This is a genomic window from Streptoverticillium olivoreticuli subsp. olivoreticuli (genome assembly GCF_003391135.1).
Classification (GTDB): Bacteria; Actinomycetota; Actinomycetes; order Streptomycetales; family Streptomycetaceae; genus Streptomyces; species Streptomyces blastmyceticus.
The window spans coordinates 989630-1015837 of record NZ_CP031455.1 but is presented as its reverse complement, the minus strand read 5'-3'; the positions used below and the strand labels follow the sequence as shown (position 1 = coordinate 1015837).

Here is a 26208-nt window from a genome sequence, read left to right as displayed (position 1 = left end):
GGTGGCACCCCCTCTTGGGTACGTCCCGTCGGGTGTCGACGGGGTGGACGGATCAGTGGGCACCGTGCGTTCGCGGTGCCGCCTTCGTCGGGTCGAGTACGTATCCGGCTTGTCCCGCGCTCATGACGACGGCTCCATGACGGGGGCCGAGCTTGTGCCGCAGACTGCCGATGTGGACGTCGACCGTGCGCTTCTCGCCCACGGCGCACTGCTGCCACACCAGCTGCATCAACTGGTCGTGGCTGAAGGGCCGTTGGGGGTGGGCGAGGAGGTGGGCGAGGAGTTCGAACTCCATGCAGGTCAGCTTGACCGGACGGCCGAGGACCGAGACGGAGCGGCGTTCGAGATCGACGACGAGACCGTGCAGGCGGTGCACGGGGGCTCGTGGAAGATCCCTGTCGTCGGAGTGGGGTTGCAGGGGCAGTTGGTTCAGGTGCCAGTGCAGGTCGCTGACGGCGGGTTCGAGCCAGACCAGGGCGAGCAGCTGCGACAGGGCCGCGGTGACGGGCCCTTGGGTCGCGAAGGCCGCTTCCAGGAGCGTGAAGCCGGGCTTGTCGCTTCGGCTGGACATCTCCGTCAGACGGACGTCGTCGCCGGTCAGGGCCTGGGTGAGCCGTTCGCGTACGCGAGGTTCCCTGTCGCTGTCGCACATGACGTGCGCGACGCCGTGCAGGGGGGAGTCGGTGGTCGTGTGCTGGGCGGTGTCGATGAGCCGCTCGACGGTCTCCAGCAGCAGGCCGGCCGGGAAGGACATGTCGGCGTCTCCTCTCTGTTTCCCGGGGAGCCGGGTCGGGTCAGTGGGTCAGGTGCCAGACGGCTTCGAGGTGCCGGCGGCCGTCGGGGCCGGTGACCATGTGCCAGTGGGCGTGCGGGCGTTCGGGCTGGTCGTGTGCGGCAGCTCTGGGGGTGGGTGCCGTAACGGGGGCCGCGCGCAGGACGCTGCTGTCGAGGGGGCTGTCGGCGATGCGCCGGACGGCTGTGGCGAGGAAGGCCAGGACGGCGCCGTGGCGGTGTGCGGAGCGGTGGCGCGTGTGGATGGTGGTGAGGGCGGACATGTGAAGGTCACCTCCGTGAGGCGGCGCGCCTGCGGGGAGGCAGGCGGCGGGCAAGGGATGGCGGGACGTTTCGGCAGGGAGGGCCGTCAGGCGCGGGACAGTGCGGCGGCTCCGGCGATGCGGTACGCGGCGGGCAGCGGCAGTCCGGTGAAGCGGGCGAGCCAGTGGGCGTCGTGGCCCTGCCGGGCGAGGATGTAGGCGAGGTGCACGCGCGGGTCGTAGGCGGCGTGTGCGGCATAGGGCCGGGGGCAGGTGCTGGAGTCGTCCAGCCGGTAGTCCCGCTCGGGCCCGTCGCCCAGGACCAGGCTCACGTGCGGGCAGGCGTGTTCAGTGGGGTCGGTGTGGTGGCCGGTGGCATGCGGGCGTCGGCGGGCCGGAGCGGTGAGCTCGGTGGTGTGCGTGAGAAGGCGCACGATGCCCTCCCTTCCGCTGGGGAAGTCGGTGGCTGGTGCGGTGGCAGCGGGCGGGTAGGGCCCGCTGCCACCTGGGACGGGTCAGTGGCCGAGCGCGAGCTGCGCGATGCGGACGATCACCAGGATCATCGCGACGAGCAGGTAGGTGCGCAGGGCGGTCAGGCCGACCTTGCGGCCGGTGGAGATGACGGGCTTGGGGAGCTGGTCCAGCGGAGGCATCCGCCAGGCACCCCTGCCCGTACGGTCGATGACGTGCCCCGTGCGGGCCCAGCCCTTGCGCCGACGGCGGGTCTCGGCGTAGCCCAGGGCGAGGATGCCCGCGACGCCGCAGATGGCCATGATGTCGAGGATCGCGGCGGTGGTGATGCCGGGGAAGAGGACGGCCGCGGTCAGGATGACCGACAGGGTGACGAGGACGGCGACGACCAGCGAGGTGAAGACGTTGGTCCAGCGGCCGTTGACCCAGGGGCCGAGGACGGCCTTGTCGTTGCAGAGCAGGAGGAGGAAGACCGAGGCCGAGGGCAGCAGCACGCCGGCCAGGGTCTGGACGCCCTCGGTGAGCAGGCCGAGCGGGGAGCCGGGAATGATCACGATGATGGCGGCGGCCAGGATGACACCGGCGAAGATCGCGTAGAACCCCTTGGCGCCCCTGACCCCACGGTGCAGGGAGTGCTTGAGGCCCAGCACGTCACCGAGTGCGTAAGCGGTGGAGAGTGACACGGCGGAGGCGCCGATGATCGAGGCGTCGAGCAGGGCGATGGCGAACAGGACTCCGGCCGTCTTGCCCGCGTAGGCCTCCAGGCCGTGCGCGATCCCGGCGGCGTCGTCGAAGTTGCCGAACTCCTTGGTGCCGGTGAAGGCGGCGGCGGTGAAGCCCATCATGGCTGCGGCGCCGATGACCACGATGACGATGCCGAGCCACAGGTCGGCCTTCTCGTAGCGCATGAAGCGCGGGGTGATGCGCTTGTCGATGACGTAGGACTGCTGGAAGAACAGCTGCCACGGGGCGACGGTCGTGCCGACGATCGCGATGATCAGCAGCATCACGTCGGAGAGCTGCGAGCCGTGCGGCATACCGGGAACGACGAAGTCGTGCGCCATCTGAGAGGTGGCGGGGTGGGCGAGGAAGTAGATCGGCACCAGCAGCAGAGATCCGGCGCACAGGATGACCGCGGTGCGCTCGAAGCGGCGGAACGACCCGGTGGAAGCGGCGACGATCACGACTGCCGCCGCGACGAGCACGCTGGCCGTCTTCGGTAGCCCCAGGTAACCGACGGCAAGCGTGACGCCGATGAACTCGGTGACGATGGTCAGGGCGTTGAGGAGGAACAGGTCGATGACCGAGAACGCGCCCCAGAACTTCCCGAACCGCTCCAGGATCAGCCGCGCGTGCCCCACCCCGGTGACCGCGCCGAGGCGCAGCACCATTTCCTGGTTGACATAGAGCACAGGGACAAGAAGGAGCAGGGTCCACAGCAGGGTGGTGCCGTAGTTCTGCCCGGCCTGGCCGTAGGTGGCGAAGGCGCCGGCGTCGTTGTCGCCGACCATCACGATCAGGCCAGGGCCGATGATGGCCAGGAGCGTCTTCAACTTGGCGGGTATGCCACGGCGCGGGGCGTTGTCGCCCTGCTTGATGGTGCCCAGCGCGCCGCGGATATCTCCGACGTGGGCGTCGTCCAGCACCGCGGTACGCGGCTCCGGAGCGGCCGGACTGGTAATCGTCGTTTCGGTCATGACAGACCTCCCGGGCCCCCCGGCGGGGGGAGGCGGTGGGGCACGCGGCAGCAATCCCCCCCCTGCGAGCGCGCAGCCCGACGGCCCGGGGCGGCATCAGGCCGCACGGGTGCCAGGGCGATCACGCGAGTGCGCGCAGAGAAGGTGGTTACCGCATGCCGGGCAGAAGCGAGGACAGGCGGAGACGGGGCCGATGATGACCCGGACTACTGTGACTGCAATCCATCTCTCGCCTCCTCCCGGCCAGGGCGCACGCGGGCGCCATACGACTCGGCAAAGAGCGGACCGGCCCCTTGCGGCCGGTTCACCCCCACTCGTCAGAGCTTTGGCACTGCACGGCGTAATCCCCTTTGTGGGGAAGCCACTTGGGATCACCCCTTAGGCCGGGGAGATCTGTCCTGAACCTGGGCGTCTCTCGACGTCGTGGGGTCAGTGGCCTGTGTCCGTACAGACGCCTCACCGAACGAGGTGTCTTCCTCAAACGCCTAGCAGTCTGCCCTGTACTTGCGCATCGACGCAACTGCTTGGCTCAACCTTGACGCCGTCAGTCCGCTCCAGACGCATCGATTCGGCGTGGTTTGCCGTGCCGCCGCGTCGCTCCCACTGAGATCGACGAGTTCGGCACTACGTACTGACCGGCCGCAGATGCGAATGTGGTACGCGGCGGCATGCTCCCACCCCATGTCGTGCCGGGCCATCACAAACCGATGAGGAGCGGCTGTGGACGGGAACCGATTCGCTGACAAGGTAGTGGTCGTCACCGGCGGTGGGTCCGGCATCGGCGCCGCCACCGCGTATCGCCTCGGGCGCGAGGGTGCCACGGTGATCGCCGTCGGGCGGACCGAGGACAAGCTGAAGACGGCTGTCGCCGGTGCTCCCGCCGGTTCCACGATCGTCACACACGTCGCGGACGTCTCCGACGAGTCCGCGATCACCGCGCTGATCGCTGGGGTGGCCGAGGAATACGGCCGGCTGGACGTGCTGGTCAACAACGCGGGCATCGGCGTGCCCGGGACCGTCGAGGACACCGACACCCCCACCTGGCGCCGCGTCTTCGCAGTCGATGTCGACGGTGTTTTCTTCGCGTCCAGGGCCGCGCTGCCCCATCTGCGTCGTGTCGGGGGCTGCATCGTCAACGTCGGCTCGGTGTCCGGGCTCGGCGCGGACTGGGGCCTGGCCGCCTACAACGCCGCCAAGGGGGCACTGGTCAACCTCACCAACGCCATGGCACTCGACCACGGCCACGAGGGCGTGCGCGTCAACGCCGTACACCCGAGCCTCACCCGCACCCCGGTGGCAGCGCCCATCTTCGAGAATGCGGACATGCTCGCTGCGTTCCGCCAGCGGATCCCGATGCGGCGCCCCGCCGAACCGGCCGAAGTCGCCGATGTCATCGCCTTCCTGGCCGGCTACGACGCCCGCTTCGTCAACGGCGCCCACATTCCCGTCGACGGCGGGCTCAGTGCGTCCAATGGTCAACCGCGCATGTTCTGACGACCCGCACACGGAAGTCGATCCTGTGGCGGAAGGCCATGGGGAGCGAGTGCCCTTGTCGGTCGGGGAGTGTGGTTCAGGAGCACAGGGCCGCGTTCATGGCTTCCTCAAGGTGCTTTATGGCTTCACCGGTCCTCGGTTCAAGGGTCATCGAGACGCTCGCGGCACGGCCGTCGTCAGTGGCTGCGGCCCAGGTCCCGTAGCCGGGGATGCCGCCGTTGTGGCCCCAGGCGACGCGGCCGCCTTCGCGGCCGCACGGCAGTGGCGTGCTGAAGATTCCCAGGCCGGCGTTGTAGCCGTCTCTCCCCATGGAAACGGTGGTGCGCATCTGGTCGAGCTGCTTCTTGTCGAGGAGGCGGTTGCCGTCGCCCTTCAGCAGCTCGGAGAAGAAGCGGCTGAGGTCGGATTCGGTGGAGACCATCGCGCCTCCCGCCCAGGACGCGGAGGGGGCGATCTCGGTGACGTCGCGCAGGAGGGCGCCCGGGGATTCCTGGCGGTAGCCCTGGGGGTGGCGTTCCCGGATGGTGGTCTCGCCGGGCGCGGGGAAGTAGGTGTGGCGCAGCCCGATCTTCTGGATGACGCGCCTGTCGATCTGCTCGGCGAGGGGCCGTCCGGTGACTTTCTCCACGATCAGCCCGGCCACCAGGTAGTTCGTGCTGCTGTATCCCCACTTCCCTTTCTCTCCGGGGGCGAAGACGGCTTCGTGCCCGAGGGCGACGTCCAGGGCGTCGCGGGGGCGGAGGTAGCGGCGCTGAAGGATGTCGTCGGTGACGTCGTCCTCGTAGTCGGGAAGTCCGCTGGTGTGCTGCAGGAGCTGACGTACCGTGATGTGACGTCCGTCGATCCCTTTTCCGCGCACGAGATTCGGCAGGTAGGTCTCGACCGGTTCATCCAGGCCGATCTTGCCCTCTCCGACCAACTGCAGCACGACGACCGCGGTGAACGTCTTGGTGATGCTGCCGATCCGCACCTGGCCGTCCCGGGGCATCTTCGCGTGAGTGTCCCGGTCCCCGACCCCCGCGGTATAGGTATGGAGGTTCCCGTTATGGTCCATCACGCTCGCCAGCGCACCGGGTGCGCCATTGGAGTGCAGCAGTGTCTCCAGCCCCTGTTGCGCGGGGTCCGGCCGGGCGGGGGTCGCGGCTGCCGCCGCGCCGGCGGTGACGGCGGTGGCCAGGGCAAGGGTGGTGAGGGCGAGGCGGGTACGCATCGAGGTTCCTCCAGGGCATCGGTGACGGGGCTGTCGACAAGGTCAACTCTGCTGGGAGCAGCCGCCGTTGCCCATCAGTGATCACCCTGGCCGGACCCCTGATTCGCCCCTGAGTCATGGCCCGCCCGCACCCTGGGCTGTGTGAGGAGCCCTGTTGTCCTCGCGGACCGACCTTCGCGTGGGGGCGGGTGGTGAACACTCGCCCCCACGCGAGGCGGTTCAGACGCGCAGCATCTCCGCGACCACCGACCGCCAGTCCTCGCCCGGCCGTTCGGCCAGTGGACCGGCCAGCGTGTCGGCGCGGTAGCGGTGACGGTGCACCAGGCCGGGAGCGGTCCCGGCTGCGGGGCGGACGTCACTGGGACTGTCCAGCAGCCGTACGAGTTCGGCCGCGAACTCGGCCCAGCCGACGTGTCCCCCGATGGCGTTGGCCATCCCGTTCACCGGCCGCTCCAGGCAGTGCACCAAGGCGCGCGCCAACGCGGCGGCGTGCACCCACGGGGCGCCGGACCAGAGGTCGCCCGAGGCCGGGACGGCGCCCGCCGGAGGCAGCGCGACCGGCGCCCCGGCCAGGGCGGCCTGGTAGAGGGTGCCGGTCGCGCCCCAGCGCAGCTGGTCGCGCAGCCGGGGATGGGCGCCCCAGACGATGGGCGCGCGTACCGCGCTCGCCCCGCCCCGGTCGCCGAACGTCTCCAGGAGCATCCGTTCGCAGTCGAGCTTGGCCCGTCCGTACGAGGTGAGCGGCTCGGCGGACGGCGTGCCCTCCGTCACCTCGGCCACCGGCGGCCTGCCGTAGGCGTCCACGCTGCTGACGAAGACGAAGGAGCCCTCGCGCCGCCCGTCCAGCAGCGTCCGCATCGCCGCCACGTCCACCTCCGGCGAGGTGAAGGTGCAGGCGGCGTGGATGACGGAGTCCACCCCGGCGGTGGCCGCGCGCAGGCTGTCGGGGTCCGCGAGGTCGCCCTCGGCGATCTCGACCCCCTCGCCCGCCACCAGGTGTGCCGACTCCGGCCGCACCAGCGCCCGGACCGGGCGGCCCCGCCCGGCCAGCTCCCGCAGGACGAACGCGCCGACGCCGCCGGTGCCTCCGGTGACCAGGACGGTCCCGGTGCGGGGCGCCGACGTACGGCGGGCGGGCCGTGAGGCCGAGCGCTGCCGGGCGCGCTCGTCGAGCAGCGCACCGAGCCCCCGCGGCGTGCGGTGCTCCAGCACGTCCAGACCCGTCAGCGGCACCCCGAACTCCTCCCGCAGCCGGTCGGCCACCCGGACCGCCAGCAGGGAGTGCCCGCCCAGGAGGAAGAAGTCGTCCTCAGGGCCGGCCGGTTGGCCCAGGAGCTCGCCGAACACCGCGCCGACGGCGGACGTGGCGGCACTCGTCCGCGCATCCGCCACCACGGGGGCTTCGGGCGCCCGGCCGGTGTGCGCTCCGGCGGGGGACAGCGGCCGCCCGGGGGAGGCGAGCCGGTCGGCGAAGGCGCGCAGCAGCCCGCGGGCGGTCTCCTCGTCCAGCCGTGCCGGGTCGTACTGCACCAGGCAGCGCGGACCGGTACGGTCGGTGGCCTCCTCCAGATAGAAGCCGAGCCCGAACTTGGCCGTCCCCAGCCGGATGTCGACGGGCTCGCACTCCGCTCCGGCCGGCCGCAGGGAGACCGGCTCGCCCAGTACGTCGGCGGTCACGCCCACCAGGGGATTGCCCGCCTCGTCCCGGGCGGCCGCGCCCAGTCGCTCCACGATCAGGTCGAAGGGGACCTGGCGGTGGTCCTGCGCCGCCAGCAGTTCGTCCCGCACCCGGGACAGCACAGTGGTGAAGTCCCCGGCGCCGCGGAGGTCCGGCCGGACGGGAAGCGTATTGACGCACAGGCCGACCAGCCCCCGCGTCCCGGCCCGGTCGCGGTGCCCGCTGGCACAGCCGATGACCAGGTCCCGTTCGCCGGTCGTCTCCCACAGCGCGGCGAACGCCGCGGCGAGGACCACGGTGAAGAGGGTGGCACGGTGCGTACGCCCCGTCGCGCGCAAGCTCTCGACGGCCCCGTCCGTCAGCGGCTCGGCGACGATGCGTCCCTCACCACGGCCGTCGCCCTTGCGTGGCAGGGCCAGCGGTCGTGCGCCCGCGAGTCGTTCGGACCAGTACGCAAGCCCCGGGGCGAGCGCTGCGGAGGCCGCCCGCTCCCGCCACGCGAAGTCCGCGTAGCTCGGCGCCTCGCTCTCCGGCTCCGCCTCGCCCCCCGCCAGCGCCGCCCGGTAGCGGTCGTCCAGCTCCCGGGCGACGATTTCCAGCGACCCGCCGTCGATGGCGATGTGATGGAAGGTCAGCAGCACGGTGTGGTCGTCGGGTGCGTGCCGCAGGTGCAGGGCCCGCAGCACCGGCCCGGCCGTCAGATCGAAGGGGCGGGACGCCTCCTCGCGCAGCAGCCGGTCGGCGTCGCCCGGCGCCTCCACCGTCGGCACCGCGACGGGCCCGGCCGGGACGGCCTCCTGGTACGGCTCGCCGTCGCTCTCGCGGTAGCGCGTGCGCAGCACCTCGTGGCGGCGCACCAGGCCGGTCAGGGCCCGGGCGAATGCGTCCGGATCGAACGGGCCGCGCACCCGGGTCGCGAACGGCACGTGGTACTGGGGGCCGGTGTGGCCCAGGCGTTCCATCAGCCACATGCGGTGCTGGGCGTGCGAGAGCGGCGCGCGCCCCCGTGTCGGACGGGCAGGTTCCTTGCCGGCGTCGGCCCGGCGGGCACGGGCCAGCCGGAGCAGTGCCTCCTGGCGCGCGGTGTCCTCGGTGATGCTCATCGGCCGCCCTCGGTCTCCGCGCCGTACGCCTTGGCCAGCTCGTCCTCGATCAGCCGTGCCTGCCCGGCCACGGTGGGGGAGGAGAAGAACGCCGCGAGCGGGAGGTCCACCCCCAGGTCCTCGCGGAGGTCGTCCACGATGCCGAGTGCCAGCAGGGAATGGCCGCCCAGGGCCAGGAAGTCGGCGTCGGGGTCGGCAACTTCGCGCTCCAGGGCGCGTCCCCAGGCATCCGCCACCGCCTGCTGCATCGGCGTCAGCTCACCGCTGTCCGGGGCCTCGGGTCCGCCGGGCTGCGGGAGTTCGGCCAGGGCGCGGCGGTCGACCTTGCCGTAGGGGGTCAGCGGCAGAGCGGTGACGACCGACCACGCGTTGGGCAGCAGGTGCGGGGGAAGCCGGTCCGCCAAGTGGTCGCGCAGCTCGGCGGGGGCGGGACGGGCGCCGTCCGCGGGGACGACGAAGGCCGTCAGCCGCGCGTCCCCGGCGTCGTGCCGCACCACGGTGACCGCCGCGTCGGACACCTGCGGATGGGAGCGCAGCGCGTGCTCGATCTCGCCGGGCTCGATGCGGTAGCCGCGGACCTTCACCTGGTCGTCCAGGCGGCCGTGGAACTCCAGGACGCCGTCGGGACGCGCCGAGGCGAGGTCGCCGGTGCGGTAGAGCGGGCCCAGCGAAGGGTGCTCCACAAAGCTCTCGGCCGTGCGCTCGGGCTGGCGCAGATAGCCCCGGGCGAGCCGGGAGCCGCCGAGCCACAGTTCGCCGCGGGCGCCCGGCGGCAGTGGTTCGCCGTGCTTGTCCAGGACGTGGGCCGTCGCCCCGGCGACCGGGCGGCCGATGGGCGGTGGGCCGTCGCAGTCGGTTTCGCGCACCCGGTGGCAGGTGGCGAAGGTGGTCGCCTCGGTCGGACCGTAGCCGTTGACCAGCTCCAGCCACGGGTACTCGCGCAGCACGGCGCGCGCGTGCCGCGCCGACAGCGCCTCGCCGCCGACGAGCAGCGTGCGCAGCACGGCGAAGACCGACGAGCCGCGCTCGGCCAGGTGGTGGAAGAGCGCAGCGGTCAGCAACGCCGCGGTGGCGCCCAGCCGTTCCACGTCCCGGCCCAGGCTCTCCAGGGACTGCCGGTCGGCGGTGGACACGACCACGGCGGCCCCGTTGGCCAGCGCCACCCACACCTCGAAGGGGGAGGCGTCGAAGGTCAGCGGCGAGTGGAAGAGCATCCGGTCGCGGGCGGTGATCGTCACATAGTCCGGGTCGACGGTCAGTTCGGCCACGGCCCGCTGGGGGATCGCCACTCCCTTGGGGCGGCCGGTCGAGCCCGAGGTGTACATCACGTAGGCGAGCGCGTCCGGATCGTAGGAGCAGGGCCCCAGCAGGGGCTCATCCGGGCCGGTTTCGGGCGCTCCGCCCGCGGCGACGGCCAGGGACCGGCCGGCCGCGATGCCGGCGGTCTCCAGCAGGTCCTTCTGGCCCACGACGAGGACAGCTTCGGAGTCCGCCAGCATCGTCTCGGTGCGCGCGCGAGGGTAGGCCGCGTCCAGCGGGACGTAGTGGCCGCCCGCCCACCAGACGGCGAGCTTGGCGACGACGACGCCCACCGAGTGCGGCAGCAGGAGGCCCACGGCGGTGCCGGGGGTGACGCCGCGGTGGCGGAGGGTGGTGGCCAGGCGCTGGGCGGCGGCGGTCAGTTCGCGGTAGGTGAGCGCCTGGGTGCCGTCCCATACGGCCAGGGCCTCGGGGGTGTCGGCGGCGTGGTCGATGATCCGGCCGAGTACGCCGCCGGGCCGGTCGGTTTCGCTCGTCGGCCGCTTCTCCTGGGGGCCGGTGCCCCCGGAACCCTGCGGCGTGCTTCGGGCGTCGCTCCCGGACGCCGGACGGACCGTGTCGTCCAGCAGTGCCGCGATGGCGCGCAGATCCGGCTGGCGCAGCAGTTGCGGTGCCCGCAGCCGCACTCCGCACTCCTCCTCCAAGGCGGTCAGCAGCCGGGCCGCCGTCAGCGAATCGCCGCCCGCGCCGAGGAAGTTGTCGCCGGGGCCGATCTCCGGGTTGCCCAGCAGCTCGCGGCACAGGCCGACGACCAGCTCCTCGGTGGGGGAGCCCTCCGCCGTCCGAGCCGCGGCGGGTTCCGGGTGCCGCGCGGCGAGCAGTGCGGCACGGTCCACCTTGCCGTTCGCGTCGAGCGGGAAGGCGTCGACGCACCGGACCGCCGACGGCACGGCCTGCTCCGGCAGCCATTCGCTCGCCGATGCCAGCAGCTCGGCCTCGTCAGGGGCCTCCTGGCCGGGTGCGGTGCGGACGAACGCGATCAACAGGCTGCCTCCCCGTTCCGAGCTCTTGACCGCCACCGCCGCGCGCAGGATGCGCGGATCGCGCTCGAACACCGCCTCGATCTCGGCCGGTTCGATCCGTACGCCCCGTATCTTCAGCTGCTCGTCGAGACGGCCGAGGAACTCCAGCACGCCGTCCTCCCGCATCCGCACCCGGTCCCCGGTGCGGTAGACGCGGTCGGTGCCGGTCAGCTCCGGAGGCGGTGCCACGAAGCGCCGGGCCGTCAGCTCCTCGTCGAGGTAGCCGAGGGCCAGCCCGGCCCCGCCGACGCGCAGTTCGCCCTCCTCTCCGCGCGGCACGACCCGGCCCCCGTCGTCGGTGACACAGAGCGCCACACCCGCCACCGGCGAGCCGATCGGCGGCAGACCGTCCTCCGCGGCACCCGTCAGCTCGTGGGTGGTGACCAGGACGGTCGCCTCGGCCGGGCCGTAGGCGTTGTCGACCTGCGCGGTGACGTCCGTCCCGGGGCGGCGGCGCAGCCGGTCGCCGCCGGTCTGGAGATGGCGCAGCGGCAGATCGCGCGGCCAGGGCCGCTCCATGACGAGTTCGGCCAGGGGAGTGGGCAGGATGGTGACGGTCACGCCCGCGCTCCGCCACCAGTCGGTGAGGGTGTCCGGGTCCCAGCGGACGGCGTCCGGCGGGACGGTGAGCGTCGCCCCGGAGGTCAGGGCCGTCCACAGCTCCATGATGTGCGGGTCGAAGGAGGGGCCGACCAGCAGGCTGTGCCGGTCGCCGGGGCCGCATCCGGTGCGTCCGGCGTACCAGCGCAGCCGGTGGGCCAGGGCCGGACCGGACACCGCCACCGCCTTCGGCGTGCCGGTCGAACCCGAGGTGAGCACCGCGTAGAAGGCGCCCTCGGGTGCCGTGCGCAGGGCGGCGGAAGGCTCGGCGGGGAAGGCGGCGAGGGCCGGGCCGCCCGCGTTCGCCCCCCGCTCGGGCAGGGGCAGGGGCGTCTCGTCCGGGCGGTACGCCCGCGGCAGCACCTCGGCCGTCCCGATGAGGCAGGCCACGCGCAGCCGGTCGGTGACCGCGGCCAGCCGCCGCTCGCCGGGGCGCGGGCCGAGCGGGAGGTAGACCGCGCCGAGGCGGGCCAGTGCCACGGCCGTCGCCACCAGGGCCACGGAGCGGTCCAGGCACACGCCGACGAGGTCGCCGGGCCGTACCCGGTCGCGCAGCGCCTCGGCGGTGCGCTCGGCCAGCGCGTCCAACTCTCCGTAGGTCCAGGTCAGTTCGCCGTCCTCGACGGCGGGGGCTTTCGGGTCCTGCAGGACCCGGTCCGCGTAGCGGGCCAGGACGTCGTCCCAGCCGGGGGCGGCCGGTGCCGCGCCGTAGGCGATGGATGCAGTGGTCATGATTCCTCGGTTCGAAGAGATCGGGGTGGCGGAAGGGCGAGCGCTCAGCCCAGGCCCATGGCCCGGGCGATGATCACCTTCTGGATCTCCGAGGTGCCCTCGATGATCGTCATCATCCGGACGTACCGGTACAGGAACTCCAGCGGATGGCCGCGGACCCAGCCCGTCGCCCCGTGCACCCGCAGCGAGCGGTCGACGACGCGCACCGCCGTCTCGGAGGCGGTCAGCTTGGCCAGCGCCGCGTTCTCCGGCGCCTCCACTCCCCGGTCCACCAGCCGCGCGCAGGCGAGGGTCAGCAGCTTGGCCGCCTCCACCTCCGCCCGGCTGCTCACCAGGTGCTCCTGGACGTGCTGGTAGGAGCCGATCCGTTCGCCGAAGGACCGCCGCTCGCGGGCGTACTCCACGCCTAGGCGGAGGGCGTACTCGGCGATGCCGTTGCACATCGCGGCCACCACCAGACGGCCGCAGGAGAGGCTGTCGATGCCGTTGCCCAGTGCCGCGCCGACGCCCGCCTCGCCGCCGATGACCGCGTCGGCGGGCAGCCGCACCTCGTCCAGCACCAGCTCGAACAGCTCCTCGCCGGACATGCCGGCGTAGCGCTGGCCGATCCGCAGCCGGGGGTCGTCCATCTCCACCACGAAGGCCGTCGGACCCTCCTCGGCCCTGGCCACCACGATCGCGAAGTCCGCGTGTCCGGCGTTGCTCACGAAGGTCTTGCGGCCGGACAGCAGCCAGCCGCCGTCCTCCTGGCGGGTCGCGGTGCTGGTGAGGTGGAAGGCGTCCGAGCCCGCGTTGGGTTCGGTCAGCGCCAGGCAGCGTGTCGCCTCGCCGCGCACCAGCGGCATCAGGTAGCGCTTGATCTGCTCTTCGGTGCCCTGCCGCAGCAGCGGGCTCGGTCCGTCCGAGCCGGCCAGCGCGTACGGGGCCAGCGGGCAGCCGCTGCGGCCCGCCGCGTGGTGCAGCTGCACCACGGCGCTGAACGGCAGGTCGGAGCCGCCCAGCTCCTCGGGGTGGTCGGCCGCGTAGAAGCCCAGCCGGGCCGAGCGGGTGCGGACGTACGCGCGTAGATCGGCCGGAGGCAGCTCGCCGCTCTCCGGCAGGTCGGCGGCGAGCGGTACGAGCTCCCGGCGGACGAACGACTCGAAGGCGTCGACGATTTCCCGGTGTTCGTGCTCCAGGACGGACGAGGGGGAGGTGCTCATCGGGTCGCCTCCATGACGGCGCGGGCCTGCTCGGCGAGGACGGGGTGACGGAAGAGGACCCGCAGCGGCGGGCGGGCGCCGAGGCGGGGTTCCAGCCAGGCGGCGAGCTGGGCGGCGAGCAGCGAGTGCCCGCCGACCTGGAAGAAGTGGGACGACGGCGAGAAGTCGCCGTGGCCCAGCACCTCCTGCCAGCCCTCGCTCAGCAGCTCCACCGCCGGGTCGGCCGGGGCGGCCGTATCCGGCGCGCCGTCGCGGGCCTCGTCCCGGACGGTGGCCGCGAGGCGGGCCAGGGCGGCGCGGTCCGGCTTGCCGCCGGACAGCAGCGGCATGGCGTCCAGCCGGATCCAGCGGGACGGGACGAGCGCGGCGGGCAGCCGGGCGGACAGCGCCTTGTGCAGCAGCAGGGGGTCGGGCTCGGCTCCGCCGTCGAGGAAGCCGACCAGGCACGGGGTGCCGGCGGCCCGGCCGAGGACGACCGCGCACGACCGGCCGCCGAGCTCGGCCGAGGCGGCGGCCTCGATCTCCTCCAGCTCGATCCGGTAGCCGCGCAGTTTGACCTGGTTGTCCTGGCGGCCGAGGAAGTGCACCAGTCCGTCGTGGCCCCGGTGGCCGAGGTCGCCGGTCAGATAGACCCGCTCGCCGCCGAGCCCCGGCACGGTGACGAACCGGGCCGCGGTGGCCGCCCGCGCCTCCTCGCCGCCCAGGTAGCCCTCGGCCAGGGCGGCCCCGGACACGGCGAGTTGGCCGACCGCCCCCGAGGGCAGCGGACGCAGCCCGGCGCCCAGGACGTGCACCCCGACCCCCGGCAGCACCCGGCCCAGCGGCACCTCGGCGCACTCGTCCAGCCCCTCCCGGGTCACCTCGTGGACGGTGGAGGTGATGGTCGCCTCGGTCACCCCGTAGGCGTTGAGGACGGTGGCGTCCGTGGCCGCGAGCACCTCCCGCAGCGCGGCGGCGGGCAGCCGCTCCCCGCCGAACACCAGCAGCCGGGGCTCCCACCGGCCGTCCTCGAACGCGGCGCACAGCTCCTCGCGCACTGCCAGGAGATAGCTCGTCGGCAGATTGGCGACCGTGACCCGGCGCGAGGCCAGCACCGCGATCAGCTCCGGAGCCGTCGGCACCTCCCGTTGCGGCAGGACGAGGCAGGAACCGGCGAGCAGCGACGGCAGAACCTCCTCCAGCGCCACGTCGAACGAGGGCTGGGCGAAGAGCAGCACCCGGTCGTCGCGCGTCAGCCCGAACCGCTCCGCCGTCACCTTGGCGTGGTGGGCCAGCGCGGCCCGGCCGACCACCACGGCCTTGGGCAGGCCGGTGGAGCCCGAGGTGTGGATGATGTACGCCGCGTCCGCGAGGCAGTCCGCCGACTCGGCGCGGGGGAACGCCGCACCGTCCAGCAGGGCGAGCGGCAGGCCCTCCGCGGGCAGCGCGAGCGCGCTCTCCCGGTCCGTCACCACGAGCGCCGGGCGCAGTCGCCGCAGCAGCGTCTCCAGCCGGTCCGCCGGGTCGTTGGGGGACAGCGGGCAGTACACCGCGCCCAGCCGCAGACAGGCCAGCAGGGTCACCACGCTGTCCACGCCGCGCGGCAGCACGGCCGCCACCGGCTGGCCCGGCCGCACCCCCGAGGTGCGCAGCCGTCCGGCCAACTCACCTACCAGGCCGTCCAGTTCTCCGTAGGTGAGCTTGCGGGCACCCGCGACGACCGCGGTCGCTCCGGCTTCGGCCCGTGCCACGGGGTCGAGCACGCCGTCGCCGGCCACCGGCGCCGGCTCCGGCCGGGCGGCGGGCGGCTCGGGAGCGAGGGAGGCGAGCGCGGTGGACGGCGCGTCCAGATACGCGCGCAGCAGGCCGAGGAAGCGCTCGGAGAGCAGCCGGGTGGTCTCCTCGGCGAACAGGTCGCGGTCGTAGTCCCAGACCAGCGTCATGCCCGCCGCGCCACCGCGCGGGCCGACCGTGCGGCGGTCGTCCGGGATCAGCACCAGGTCCAGGTCGAAGCGGGTGGTGCCGGTGTTGAAGCCCTCGAACAGCGACACCTCCAGGCCCGGCACCGCGATCTCGGGCAGGGGCGCGTCATGGGCGCTGAACATCACGCTGAACAGCGGGTTGTCCGCGCCGCCGGTGTGCAGGCCCAGGGTGCGGGTCAGCACCTGCACGGGCACGTCCTGGTGGGGCAGCGCCCGGATCAGGCCGTCGGTCACCTCGTCCACCATCGCGTCGGCACCGGCCTCGGGGTCCAGCCGGAGCCGCAGCGGAATGGTGTTGACGAACATGCCCGCGGTCCCCTCGAACCCCGCCGGGCGGTTGCCGACGGCGGTGCCGACGACCAGGTCGGCGCGCCCGCTGTGGCGGCGCAGCAGCTCGGCGAAGAGGCCCAGGAGGGTGGAGAAGGGGGTGTGGCCCTGGGTGCGGCTGTGGACGCGCAGCCGCTCGGCGAGATCCGCGCCGATGGTCTGGCGCAGCTGGCCTCCCGCGTGCCTGCGCACGGCGCCGGGCCGGGTGAGGCCGGGGAGCGGCAGATCGAAGGAGGCGTCGCCCAGCTCCCGCTGCCAGTGGGCCAGCCCGGCCTCCCGGCGCTCCTGGCGCCCGGGGCCGTCGGTGGCCGCGATGTGCTCCTCGTACGAGGGGGCGTCGGGCAGAACGACGGGCTCGCCCAGCACCCGCGCCCGGTACACGGTGAACACGTCGCGCAACAGGATCGCGAACGAGTGCCCGTCGTGCACGAGATGGTGCTCCACGTGGATCAGCCGGTGGTGGTCCTCACCGAGGCGGACCAGGCACCAGCGCAGCAGGGGCGCCTCGTGGACGTCGAGCGCCGTCTCGGCCTCGGCCCGCAGCAGCCGGGCGAACGCCTCCTCGGGCTGCTCCTCCTGGCCGAGGTCGACGGTGCGCAGGCGGGGCGGACACCCTTCGCGCACCCGCTGGCCGGGCAACTCTCCCGGCTGGTCCACGAGTTCGAGGCGCAGTCCGGGGTGCCGGTCCAGGGCCGCGGCGAGCCCGGCCCGCAGGGCCTCCTCGTCGAGGGCGCCGCGCAGGTCGACGGTGGCGGTGAAGTTGTAGGCGCGGCTGCCGGGCTGCATCTGCTCGTGCAGCCACACGATCTCCTGGGATGCGGAGAGTCGGAACATGGTCAACCTTTCCGGTCGGTGTGCCGGGTGGACGGTGCGCCGGGTGCCGGTTCGGCGGTTGGCGCACCTGTGGGCGGCGGCTGGGCCTGTGGGCTCAGTTCGCCGGGTTCTGGGCGTACGCGGTGCGCAGGGTGGTGAGGAGGACGGCGAAGGCGTCCTCGGCGAGGCCGTCCGGCACGGCTGTGCGCTGCCACACCATGCGGACGAGCAGGTCGGTGCCGTAGGAGACGGACACGGCGAACGGCGCCTGGAGCGGGCGGTCGTCCACATGCGTCTCGTGGCCGGTGGCGCCGCCGAGCCGCAGCGGCGGGCGCCGGTGCAGGTCCTCGAAGGTGAGTACCCCGTCGAGGTGCCCGGACCAGGGCACGCCCGCGCCCCGGGCGGCGTGCACCACCTCGTCGAACGGGGCGTCGGCGTGGTCGAGGTCGTCCCACCAGGCCGTCGTGCGCTCGTCCGGCCCGCAGTCGGTGGCCGGGTGGACGACCGTGTTGAGGAAGCAGCCCAGCACCGGTGCCGCCGCGGCGGGCCGGCCGCCCCACGGGTAGCCGAGGGCCGGTGTGTACCCGGCGCCGTACAGGGTGCGGGCGGCGGCGGCACAGCCGTCGAGCAGCGCAGGGAAGGCCACCGCCCGGCCGCCGCCCGCCGGGAGCGGCAGCCGGTGAAGGGCGGCGCCGGTACCCGGCGCGGCGTCGCGCGGCACGGCCGGGGCGGGCGGTCGCAGGACCGCCAGGCGGCGGGCCCAGTAGGCCAGGGGGCCCGGCCCCGACGCCCGCTCCTCGGCGGCCAGCTGGAGGCGTACGGCCTCCCGGTAGCCCGTCAGCTCGGCCGCCGCCTCGTTCTCCGGAACGTCGTACGGGCCGAGGCCGTGGTCGTAGGCGTGGGTGAGGTCCTCCGTGATCCGGCCCAACGACTGCTCGTCGCAGGCCGCGTGGTCCAGGACCAGGGCGAGGAGCTCGGATCCGGCTCCGTCGCCCTGGACTTGGGGCGAGGGCTCGGGGGAAGCGAGGAAGAACCGCAGCGGCGGCCCGTCCACGGGCCAGTCGCCCAGCGCCCTCACCAGGGCCCCGGCGGCCCGCTCCCCGGGGCGCACGGCCACCCGGTGCGCCCACCCCCGCGCGGCGACGACGCGCTGCACCGGAACGCCCCGGCGCACCTCGGGCCGGGCCCGCAGGGCGGGATGCAGGGCGGCCAGGTATCCGGCGGCGGCGCGCAGCCGGTCGAGGTCGACGGCCCCGCGCGGGAAGGAGAAGAACAGCGGGACGAGCGCGGGCCGTCCGGCGGGGTCCATCCGCCGGGTGAGCAGGAAGCGGCGCTGCGCTCCGGTGACGGGCAGCAACTCGCCCGGGGTGTCCGGTGTCCGGGCCTCCTCGGTGAGGCGGCGGTATCGGGTGAGATAGGACGCGGTGATGGTACTGGACTGCACGATGACCTCCCGCGCGCTGGGGGCGCGACGGTTCGCGAGACGACAAGGGGCGGATGGGGGCGGGCCGGTTCAGCCCGCGACGGGTGCGGACTCCGGCAGATCCCGCAGCCGCCGCAGCGGCGAGAGCAGCAGCGGCACCGGAACCAGCAGGAATCCGGCCGCGCACACCCAGACGGCGGCGCGCGCCCCGGCGGCCCCCGCGATGGCCCCGCCGAGCAGGGCGCCGAAGGGCATGGTGCCCCACACCATGAAGCGCAAGGTGGCGTTCATCCGGCCCAGCAGCTCGGCGGGGCAAAGGAGTTGACGGAAGCTGACCTGGGCGACGTTGTAGACCACGGCGCCGAAGAAGACGGCCGCGGAGGCGACGGCGAACCACACGGCGGCGGCACCGTGCCCGGCCAGCGGCCACAGCAGGGCGAACGGGCCGGTGAGGAGGGGGGAGAGCCAGATGACCCGGGCCCTGCCCACGGCGCGGGCGAGGGCGCCCGCGCACAGGGCCCCGGCCAGTCCGCCGACGGCCGAGGCGGACATCATCAGGCCCATGGCACTGGGCGGCAGGTCCAACACCCGGACGAGGAAAACGGTTTGCACGGCCATCAGCATCGCCGTGAAGAAGTTGGCGATCGCCGTGGTGCAGGCGATCACCCGCAGGACCGGGTGCCGGAAGACGAAGACCAGCCCCTCCGTCACCTGGGCGCGCAGCGATTCGCCCGGAGCGGGGACCGGTGGCGGTGGCTCGGGGGTGCGGATGCCGCGCAGGAAGACGGTGGATAGCAGATAGCCGACCGCATCGGTCAGCAGGGCGAAGGGCGCCCCGATCATCTGCACCAGCGCTCCGCCCAGCCCCGGACCCGCCACCTGCGCCGAGGAGCGCACGGTCTCCAACGCGCCGTTCCCGGCCACCAACTGCTCACGGGGCAGCAGCCCCGGCAGATAGCTCTGGTGCGCCACGTCGAAGAAGACCGTGGCCACACCCGTGATCAGGGCGACCAGATAGAGCTGTGCCATGGTCAGCGCCCCGGCCCAGGCGGCGAGCGGCAGGCTCGCCATCGCCAATGCCCGTACGACATCGGCCCGGATGAGCACCGGCAGTCGGCGCATCCGGTCGATCCACGCCCCCGCGGGCAGGCCCACCAGCAGGAACGCGGCGGTCTCGGCCGCGGTGAGCACGCCCGTCTGCAGGGGAGTGGCGTCGAGCTCGACCACGGCGACCAACGGCAGTGCCACCAGGGTCACTTGGACACCGAGCTGACTGGCCGTGGCTCCGGCCAGCAGTAATCGGAAGTCGAGGTTTCGTAACGGACTGCCGACGCGAGGCGTTATTGGCAACATTTGGCAGACATTTGGCGATGCCGACCCGTTCAGTCAAAAACGACGGATATTTTCGGTCAGTCGCGTTCGCAATGCGGACAGGGGTGGGATGGATGATCGGTGAACGTGTGCGCAATGTCGTCTGAACGTCACCCCTTGTGACCTGCGGCGCGGGTGGTGGGCGAGTGGAAGACCCGGGAATGCGCCCGCGCCGGTCAAATGTCCGAATACCGGCGCCTCGGCGTTCGGGCCCTTCGTATGGCCGACCGATGGTGTCGTTCCAGCCATCGCTGACAACTGCTGTATGGGCGGGGCGGTCGATGCGGTGACGTCAGCCGTCGGGATCAGGATCGGTGTCGAGGGCGGACCGCAGGAGATGCGGAAGGGTCTCCGAAGTGTGAACGCAGTGATACATCGCAGGTAGGAGGATGGGTTCACGGGCGCTGTGCGGCGATCCGGACTCCTCTGCATGTCGGGAGGTCGGCGGGCTTACGCGCGGGCAGGCTGCTTGGTAAGGTGACCCTAAGTCGAGGGTGTCTCGTATGCCGGTTCGCACGGAATCAGCCAGCGCGTGCCCTGATTGCGTGGCGAGCGGCTCGCTCCTGTCGTGACGGATGAACTGTGCGGTGCGTCACGGCATTTGCGGGTTGTCGGGAGTCAATTCGGAGCCATAACTTCCGCATACGGCTGCTGGGCGACCCCTTGTCGCCCTTGAGTCCCATCGGCACCGTTCTCAATCACGCCTGACCGACGGTCGCCGCCGTCGGTTCGCCCCCTGGGAGTGCACCATGCGTCCGAACCCCCTCGTGAGAGCCGGCCTCGGCCTGACCACGGCCATAGCCATCGTGTCCGCGACAGCGCTGCCGGCCTGGGCCGCGAGCGCACCGGCTCCTTCCTCCTCACCGGTCGTGAAGACCGTGCAGACCGCGAAGGACTCTGTGAGCCTCGGCTGGCTGAGCACCGAGGAGCGCAAGACTCTCGCACCCTTTGTGAGTTATGACGGAGGGAGCTACCGGCTGGACGCCAAGGGCGCTCGGGCCGCGGGCGTGAGCCAGCGGGCGATCGACGCGGTCGGGACCGCAGTCGCCCGCATGGACACACTCCTGGGCAAGAAGCTCGTGGTCAGCAAGGACAGCGAGGGTGTGGTCGTCGATCCCAAGGCGGCGGGCACCGGGCCGGGTATCTCCGTGCGCGGCGCGGAGGCCCAGCTCGCGGAGGGCATCACCGTCAAGGTCACCTGGTTCGGGCTGCTGATCCACCTGGATCCCTTCGTCACCGGCAAGGTCCAGGCCGGGGTGGACATCACCAAGGACCTCGTCCAGGTCGTGACAAGCGTCGCCACCATCGCCTCCCTGGGCAGCCTCCTCCCCGCCGCCGTGCTCGCCTCCGCGCTGGCGGACCTGGGCTCCAAGACGGTCTCCTTCTGCACCACACGCAAGGGGGAGCTGTACGTCTACCTCACATGGGCGGGCATCCCGGTCTGCAACCCCCTCGCCTGAGCGAGCCTGCCGGGGCGGTGGCCGGCGCGGGATCCGGCCACCGCCTCACGCGGGCGCGAATCGCCCGACGGAAGTGAAGCGACCAACTACAGCTTTGCCAATCCTTGGTGGTTTTGACCGGACATTCGGACGAGTCTCTGTCGCGACACACGGTGACACTTCCGGAATCCCGGCTTCACCGTCCCCTCGTACTGCCGATGAGGAGGATCCGTTCATGACGGAACGCGGAAGACCCCGGTACGGCCGCCAGGCCCTGGCCCTGGTGGCGACGGCGATGGGCATAGTGATGGCAGCATCGCTGCCCGCCTCGGCCGACGACAATCTCTCCCGCAAGGAAATCCTGGCCGACTGCGCGTCCGGCACAGGCAAGTGCACCTTCAACGATCCCGAGCTCGGCCAGGCCTACCTCGGCGCACCCCGGCGGGTCTCCGACGAGCTGCACAACTGCAGCACCTCGGACGCGTCACAGTCGATGGCCTGGTCCGACACGGTGGGCTCAAGTGACACGGCCGGCGTGTCCATCACCGCGGGCGGCAAACTCGCCGGGCTCATCGACCTCAGTGTGACCGCGAACTACAGCCATACCTGGTCGAGTTCGCACACCGAATCCAGCACGCTGTCCATGACCGTCAAGCCGGGCGAGGTCGGCTGGATCGCCCGTTCCCAGGTGATGCGGACCGTCTCGGGCACCTGGCAGACCCACTACGACACACCCAGGGCGGGTCACTACTTCTGGTACGTCCCGGACGCGGTCACCGGTCCCGCCCCCAACGGCACCGACGGTGTGCACAACGCGGTCACTGTGAAGACCCGCCCCATGACGGCCTCGGAGAAAGCGTCCTGCTCCACCCGCTCGGTGAAGACGTTCCGTACCGCCCGCTGACGCGCGGCGCACCCCACCGGGCGGACGAGCCCTCCTCGCCACCCACCGACCGGCCGTACGGCGCCCCCTGAGCCGTACGGCCATCACGGCCCGGCCTGCTCCCACCTCCTCGGGAGCGGGTCGGGCCACCCCGCTCCAGGAATAATCGCAAGTAAGGCCACCCTTAGTTTGATGCGGAAGAATGAGCCGTTGAACCACTTCCTCACTCACCGCTTCACCGTCGGCTTCGACCTCGACCTCACCCTGGTCGACACCCGCCCCGGCATCCGGGCCGCCTACGTGGCCCTGGCAGCCGCCACCGGTACCCACATCGACGTCGACGTGGCCGCCGACCACGTCGACGTCCCACTGGAGCAGGAGTTGCGCAACTGGTTCCCGGAGGACCGGGTTCCCAGAGCGCGTGACATCTGCATATCCGGCTACCCACGGCACGGGATCACACTCTCGCAGGCCATGCCGGGCGCCCATGGAGCCGTCGCCGCGGTCAGGGCCCTGGGCGGTCGCGCCCTGATCGCCACCGCCAGGCACTCCCGCAACGCCCGCCTCCACCTCGACCACCTCCGCATCGAACCCGACGTCGTCGAGGGCTCGTTGTGGGCCGCGGACAGGGCCCGGGCCCTGCGGCGGTACGACACCGCCGTGCATGTCGGCGACCACGCCGACGATATGCACGGCGCCCGCACGGCGGGAGCCCTGGCCGTGGGCGTCCTCACCGGCACCTGCACCGAGGAAACCCTGCGCTCGGCCGGAGCGCAGGTCGTCCTCCCAGGCCTCGCACACTTCCCCGCATGGCTGCACCACTACCTCACGACCCCGCCACGCCGCTGACACCCCGCCGTCGTCAGAGGATTGCGAGTCCGTACGCTATTTGTCTGCGATCTCCAGCACCACAAGTCGACGGTGCCCGGGGACGGTCATCGGACGAGGTAGCGGCTGACCATGCCACTCATCATGTGTTCGTCGATGTGGCAGTGGAAGAGCCAGGTGCCCGGGTTGTCGGGACGCATGTCGGCGGTGACCACGGTCGCCGGGAGCACGGTCACCACGTCTGTGCGGTGGCCGCGCACGAGGACTGTGTTGCCGTGCCAGTGCGGGGTGTGGGTATCCCTCGCCCCGCCGAGGCCGATGCAGTACCAGCGCACCCGGGTGTCCCGGTCGATGGTGATCGCGGGCCGGGAGTCGGTGGTGCCGGCCGGGCCGTTGCCGAAGAGATAGCCGTTGACGCACGGCTTCCGGTTGCTGGTGAGGAAGGTGGTGTCCGTCGGGTCGATCTCCTGGCCACCGCCGAACCGGTCGGTGTTCTGCTCCAGATAGGGGCTGATGTTCTCGTCGAACTGGGTGAAGAGCGCGAACACCTCGCGGTCGACGTCCTTCGGGGCGGTGCAGTGCCCGGCTGAGCAACGGCGGGTCACCACCATCGGACCGACGAGCCCGGCATTGGTGCCGGGGACGCCCATCATGACGCTGTGGTCGTGGTAGAGCCACCCGATGGACGAGGGGTCATTGGGACCCGGTCCGGCCCGTTCGGGGACCTGCCACACATAGGTGTGAGTCTTGCCGGGATCCACGATGCCGCCGTCCCTGACGGAGTCCGTGGTTCCGTCGTTGACCGTCGCCCCCTCGTCGGACGTCGTGTAGAAAACGCCGTGCGGATGCATCGAGGCCTTGAACGGGGTGTTGTTCTTGAACACCACCCGGATCGTGTCGCCGACATGGGCCCGGATCACCGGACCCAGCAGGCCCATGTACGACTCCCCGGGCCGGCGTGCCAGCTTGGTGAACGTCGCGTCGGTGTACTCGCGGTACTGGGACTTGTGGAAGACCGAGCCCAGGCGGTTGAGGCCGGGGCGGGCCAGCACGCTCTCCTCGGTGGTGAATGACTTCCCGCTGATAAGACTGCGGGCCTGCGGGGCGTAGTCCCAGATCACGGTATCCGCCGCGATGTAATACACCCGGGTGAGAGGCGCATCCGGGCTGAGCCGCGGTACCGCCCGCGCGGGCGCGTGCCCGCCGACGAGAGCCCCGCTGCCCAGCGCGGCGGCGGCCCATCCCATGAAACGGCGACGCGATTGCCCCTGGCGCACAGTCACATCGGCGACCATATACCGCCGAGGCCTGCCGGCCCGGCAAGACGGCGCCCCGCGTTTCCGTGCCGCTGGTGACCGGGATCCCGAGTCGCCCCAGGCCCGGCCCCCTCCCACGGCGCTTCACGGGTCGGACTGCGAGTAGCGGGGCCCCGAGTACCAGGATGCGACGGTGTCCGCGCTCGGTCGGACATGGACCGTGGACTTCACCTCCGCACGCACACAACCGGCGCATTCTTCCGGACCCGCTGAATCCCGGCCTCGCCGGGCGATGGTGCGGATCGGGCGCAGGGTTCTACCGCACGCGGTGAGACCTGCGGGAGTGGTCCCGGGGGCGGTGGGCCGGGGTGTGTGCGACGGTGAAGCCATGAAGGTTGGAATCATTGGTGCGGGCCGTATCGGTACCGCTCTGGCCCGGCACTTCACCCGGGCCGGACACGAGGTGAAGCTGGCGAACTCACGCGGCCCCGAGACACTCGGGCCGCTGGTCAGCGAGCTGGGCGCGACGGCATCAGCCGGGACGCCGCAGGAGGCGGCCGACTTCGGCGACGTCGTCGTCCTGGCCGTGACATGGGACCAGAAGGAGAACGCGGCCTCCGCGGTCTCCTCCTGGAAGGGACGGACAGTCCTGGCCCCCATCAACCCACTGCGTGAAACACCGGACGGCATCCAGGTGGTCGACACCGGCGACCGCCACCCCACCGAGATCGTCGCCTCGCTCGTCCCGGGCTCCCGCATGGTGAAAGGCTTCAACACCTATCTCTCCACCGTCCTGGCCGAGAACCCCGCCGTGGACGGCGGGCGTCGCATCGTCCTGCTCGCCGGCGACGACGCCGGTGCCAAGCGGAAGGTGGCCGAGCTCGCTGACAGCTCGGGCTTCCAGGCCATCGACACCGGATCGCTTGCCGAAGGCGGCCCTCTGTTCGACACCGGCGGCCCGCTGAGCATGCTCGCGGGCAAGCTGATCGCTTTGTGACAACGCTCGGTCGCACATGCCGGGCAGCACGAGTAACCAGCCGACGGGCATCGCGGCCCGTGTTCACCCCGGCACCACAGCGTGCGCCCTGGGCATGCACTACTGCCGGTATCGGAACACCAGTTCGCTGTCGGTTCACCCGAACGGGCTCTTTCTGTGCTTCGACAGCTTAGGCGCTCAATGATTTGGGAACGCATGCGGAAAGCGTGTTGTATCGAGCCGCGTAGCGTGATCTTCCACGCACCCATCCTGAGCTCGCACACTCAAGAAGCCTTGCGGGATTTTTCGCGAAGTGGCCGTGCCCGCCTTCAAGGTAGACGCAAGGAGTTCGGGGATGAGCGCATGCCAGCCACATAAAAATCCAGGTCGAGCGACTTTCCTGCGACGACGAAACCTGTTGGCCATAGCCGCGCTGACACCTGCGGTCGCAAAACTGAGAGTCATCGACTCCCACGCCGAGCCCGCTCGGACGAAGCCGACAGGGCATCTACACCCCGAGCCCACGACTCAGGCAGCTTGGGCGGAGGTCGCAAAGATACTCGGACGCCCCGGCAACATGATCCAAGGTCTCTTCTATCACACACCCTTTCCTCGATGGGATCTCCGCGTCGTTTCCCGCGGGATCACGATCACACCAGGACTTGCGCTGGGCTCACACGCATCGTTCGTCCGCTACGGCGACGGAATCACCATGGTCATGGGAGACTTGGTGGTCACCGAGAGCCGAGTTCAGAAGCTCACGGATGCGCTGCAAGCCCACGGATTCATACAGACCGCGATCCATAAACATCTGTTGAATCAAACCCCGCCAGTCTGGTGGGCGCATATCCATGCGCATGGTCACGACCCTGCCGATCTGGCTCGCCGCCTGCGCGCCGTTCTGGAAGAAACCGGCACGCCACCGCCCCGACCGACCGCACCACCCGGTCGACTCGACCTGGACACGGCAGGAATCGACGCCGTTCTGGGTTCCCGCGGAACCGCCGGCGCCGGTGTCTACACCTGCACATTCATCCGGCGAGAAGCCGTCGTGGACGGCAACCGGGTCCTGCCTCCCGGCCTCGGAGCGACCACGGCCTTCAATTTTCAGCCCATAGGCGGCGGCTGCGCCGCACTCAACGGCGATTTCGTCATGATCGCTCAGGAAGTGCAAGACGCCATCGGCGCCCTGCGCCGCGGCTCGATCGACCTCGTCGAGTTGCACAACCACGGTCTCACGGAAGAGCCACGCCTGTTCTTCACCCACATCTGGGCAGTCGGGGATGCGGTCACACTCGCACGAGCCCTTCGGCCTGCGGTGTCGGCCACCAACATTGTGCCTCCATCGCCACTTTGAAGATCGGCCAC

Annotated in this window: 18 protein-coding genes and 1 riboswitch; of the genes, 6 read left to right on the top strand and 12 right to left on the bottom strand. The window is 71.7% G+C overall.

What is annotated here, in order from left to right:
- Window positions 1–52: 52 nt before the first annotated feature.
- The 4 genes from DXZ73_RS04420 to DXZ73_RS04405 form a co-directional block, all read right to left on the bottom strand.
- Window positions 53–754: a winged helix-turn-helix domain-containing protein gene (locus tag DXZ73_RS04420; RefSeq protein ID WP_116209711.1), complete on the bottom strand. Its 702-nt coding sequence runs from the start codon at window positions 752–754 to the stop codon at window positions 53–55.
- A 40-nt stretch (window positions 755–794) separates the two neighbouring features.
- Window positions 795–1055 (bottom strand): hypothetical protein, encoded by a 261-nt coding sequence (locus tag DXZ73_RS04415; protein WP_116209710.1) that lies wholly within the window; start codon window positions 1053–1055, stop codon window positions 795–797.
- Between the two features lie 86 nt (window positions 1056–1141).
- Window positions 1142–1468 carry a hypothetical protein gene (locus DXZ73_RS04410; RefSeq protein ID WP_240351173.1) on the bottom strand — a complete coding sequence of 109 codons (327 nt, stop codon included), beginning with the start codon at window positions 1466–1468 and terminating at the stop codon, window positions 1142–1144.
- Between the two features lie 81 nt (window positions 1469–1549).
- Window positions 1550–3202: an NRAMP family divalent metal transporter gene (locus DXZ73_RS04405; RefSeq protein WP_116209709.1), complete on the bottom strand. Its 1653-nt coding sequence runs from the start codon at window positions 3200–3202 to the stop codon at window positions 1550–1552.
- A 301-nt stretch (window positions 3203–3503) separates the two neighbouring features.
- Window positions 3504–3677: riboswitch (M-box (ykoK) riboswitch) on the bottom strand.
- A 245-nt stretch (window positions 3678–3922) separates the two neighbouring features.
- Between DXZ73_RS04405 and DXZ73_RS04400 the strand changes: the two genes are divergently transcribed.
- Window positions 3923–4696 carry an SDR family NAD(P)-dependent oxidoreductase gene (locus DXZ73_RS04400; RefSeq protein WP_116209708.1) on the top strand — a complete coding sequence of 258 codons (774 nt, stop codon included), beginning with the start codon at window positions 3923–3925 and terminating at the stop codon, window positions 4694–4696.
- Between the two features lie 76 nt (window positions 4697–4772).
- Here DXZ73_RS04400 and DXZ73_RS04395 read toward each other — a convergent pair whose 3' ends face one another.
- The 7 genes from DXZ73_RS04395 to DXZ73_RS04360 all read right to left on the bottom strand — a co-directional run bounded on the left by DXZ73_RS04395 (window position 4773) and on the right by DXZ73_RS04360 (window position 19440).
- Window positions 4773–5906: a serine hydrolase domain-containing protein gene (locus tag DXZ73_RS04395; RefSeq protein WP_116209707.1), complete on the bottom strand. Its 1134-nt coding sequence runs from the start codon at window positions 5904–5906 to the stop codon at window positions 4773–4775.
- A gap of 219 nt (window positions 5907–6125) precedes the next feature.
- A complete protein-coding gene (locus DXZ73_RS04390; protein WP_116209706.1) occupies window positions 6126–8687 on the bottom strand; it encodes a condensation domain-containing protein in 2562 nt (853 codons plus the stop codon).
- Complete coding sequence (locus tag DXZ73_RS39240; RefSeq protein ID WP_240351171.1) at window positions 8684–12361, bottom strand: amino acid adenylation domain-containing protein; 3678 nt, start codon at window positions 12359–12361, stop codon at window positions 8684–8686. The genes DXZ73_RS04390 and DXZ73_RS39240 overlap by 4 nt, the downstream gene beginning before the upstream one ends.
- Window positions 12362–12405: 44 nt before the next feature.
- The gene (locus DXZ73_RS04375; RefSeq protein WP_116209705.1) at window positions 12406–13563 is read right to left on the bottom strand and encodes an acyl-CoA dehydrogenase family protein; all 1158 of its coding nucleotides are present in this window, start codon (window positions 13561–13563) and stop codon (window positions 12406–12408) included.
- Complete coding sequence (locus DXZ73_RS04370; RefSeq protein ID WP_116209704.1) at window positions 13560–16685, bottom strand: non-ribosomal peptide synthetase; 3126 nt, start codon at window positions 16683–16685, stop codon at window positions 13560–13562. The genes DXZ73_RS04375 and DXZ73_RS04370 overlap by 4 nt, the downstream gene beginning before the upstream one ends.
- A gap of 94 nt (window positions 16686–16779) precedes the next feature.
- Window positions 16780–18108 (bottom strand): non-ribosomal peptide synthetase, encoded by a 1329-nt coding sequence (locus DXZ73_RS04365; protein WP_116209703.1) that lies wholly within the window; start codon window positions 18106–18108, stop codon window positions 16780–16782.
- Between the two features lie 69 nt (window positions 18109–18177).
- Window positions 18178–19440 (bottom strand): MFS transporter, encoded by a 1263-nt coding sequence (locus DXZ73_RS04360; RefSeq protein ID WP_116209702.1) that lies wholly within the window; start codon window positions 19438–19440, stop codon window positions 18178–18180.
- Window positions 19441–20207: 767 nt separating this feature from the next.
- Between DXZ73_RS04360 and DXZ73_RS04355 the strand changes: the two genes are divergently transcribed.
- The 3 genes from DXZ73_RS04355 (at window position 20208) to DXZ73_RS04345 (ending at window position 22629) form a co-directional block, all read left to right on the top strand.
- Complete coding sequence (locus tag DXZ73_RS04355; protein ID WP_116209701.1) at window positions 20208–20918, top strand: hypothetical protein; 711 nt, start codon at window positions 20208–20210, stop codon at window positions 20916–20918.
- Between the two features lie 214 nt (window positions 20919–21132).
- Window positions 21133–21801: a hypothetical protein gene (locus DXZ73_RS04350; protein WP_116209700.1), complete on the top strand. Its 669-nt coding sequence runs from the start codon at window positions 21133–21135 to the stop codon at window positions 21799–21801.
- A gap of 171 nt (window positions 21802–21972) precedes the next feature.
- Window positions 21973–22629, top strand: a complete 657-nt coding sequence (locus DXZ73_RS04345) for an HAD family hydrolase (RefSeq protein ID WP_116209699.1) — start codon at window positions 21973–21975, stop codon at window positions 22627–22629.
- Between the two features lie 86 nt (window positions 22630–22715).
- On the opposite strand, the gene DXZ73_RS04340 is transcribed toward DXZ73_RS04345, so the two are convergent.
- Window positions 22716–23855 carry a multicopper oxidase domain-containing protein gene (locus DXZ73_RS04340; RefSeq protein ID WP_162890030.1) on the bottom strand — a complete coding sequence of 380 codons (1140 nt, stop codon included), beginning with the start codon at window positions 23853–23855 and terminating at the stop codon, window positions 22716–22718.
- 397 nt (window positions 23856–24252) lie between these two features.
- Here DXZ73_RS04340 and DXZ73_RS04335 point away from each other — a divergent pair, with 397 nt between their 5' ends.
- Together DXZ73_RS04335 and DXZ73_RS04330 are read left to right on the top strand one after the other, a co-directional pair.
- Window positions 24253–24861 (top strand): NADPH-dependent F420 reductase, encoded by a 609-nt coding sequence (locus DXZ73_RS04335; protein WP_116209697.1) that lies wholly within the window; start codon window positions 24253–24255, stop codon window positions 24859–24861.
- Between the two features lie 334 nt (window positions 24862–25195).
- Complete coding sequence (locus DXZ73_RS04330) at window positions 25196–26197, top strand: DUF1259 domain-containing protein (RefSeq protein ID WP_116209696.1); 1002 nt, start codon at window positions 25196–25198, stop codon at window positions 26195–26197.
- Window positions 26198–26208 lie beyond the last annotated feature (11 nt).

What these genes read in the sequence shown, in the direction of transcription:
- DXZ73_RS04345 (WP_116209699.1), top strand. Translation starts at nt 21,973, where the DNA reads ATGCGGAAGAATGAGCCGTTGAACCACTTCCTCACTCACCGCTTCACC.
- DXZ73_RS04335 (WP_116209697.1), top strand. Translation starts at nt 24,253, where the DNA reads ATGAAGGTTGGAATCATTGGTGCGGGCCGTATCGGTACCGCTCTGGCC.
- DXZ73_RS04415 (WP_116209710.1), bottom strand. Translation starts at nt 1,055, where the DNA reads ATGTCCGCCCTCACCACCATCCACACGCGCCACCGCTCCGCACACCGC.
- DXZ73_RS04360 (WP_116209702.1), bottom strand. Translation starts at nt 19,440, where the DNA reads ATGTTGCCAATAACGCCTCGCGTCGGCAGTCCGTTACGAAACCTCGAC.
- DXZ73_RS04370 (WP_116209704.1), bottom strand. Translation starts at nt 16,685, where the DNA reads ATGTTCCGACTCTCCGCATCCCAGGAGATCGTGTGGCTGCACGAGCAG.
- DXZ73_RS04330 (WP_116209696.1), top strand. Translation starts at nt 25,196, where the DNA reads ATGAGCGCATGCCAGCCACATAAAAATCCAGGTCGAGCGACTTTCCTG.
- DXZ73_RS04350 (WP_116209700.1), top strand. Translation starts at nt 21,133, where the DNA reads ATGACGGAACGCGGAAGACCCCGGTACGGCCGCCAGGCCCTGGCCCTG.
- DXZ73_RS39240 (WP_240351171.1), bottom strand. Translation starts at nt 12,361, where the DNA reads ATGACCACTGCATCCATCGCCTACGGCGCGGCACCGGCCGCCCCCGGC.
- DXZ73_RS04390 (WP_116209706.1), bottom strand. Translation starts at nt 8,687, where the DNA reads ATGAGCATCACCGAGGACACCGCGCGCCAGGAGGCACTGCTCCGGCTG.
- DXZ73_RS04420 (WP_116209711.1), bottom strand. Translation starts at nt 754, where the DNA reads ATGTCCTTCCCGGCCGGCCTGCTGCTGGAGACCGTCGAGCGGCTCATC.
- DXZ73_RS04375 (WP_116209705.1), bottom strand. Translation starts at nt 13,563, where the DNA reads ATGAGCACCTCCCCCTCGTCCGTCCTGGAGCACGAACACCGGGAAATC.
- DXZ73_RS04405 (WP_116209709.1), bottom strand. Translation starts at nt 3,202, where the DNA reads ATGACCGAAACGACGATTACCAGTCCGGCCGCTCCGGAGCCGCGTACC.
- DXZ73_RS04340 (WP_162890030.1), bottom strand. Translation starts at nt 23,855, where the DNA reads ATGGGATGGGCCGCCGCCGCGCTGGGCAGCGGGGCTCTCGTCGGCGGG.
- DXZ73_RS04355 (WP_116209701.1), top strand. Translation starts at nt 20,208, where the DNA reads ATGCGTCCGAACCCCCTCGTGAGAGCCGGCCTCGGCCTGACCACGGCC.
- DXZ73_RS04395 (WP_116209707.1), bottom strand. Translation starts at nt 5,906, where the DNA reads ATGCGTACCCGCCTCGCCCTCACCACCCTTGCCCTGGCCACCGCCGTC.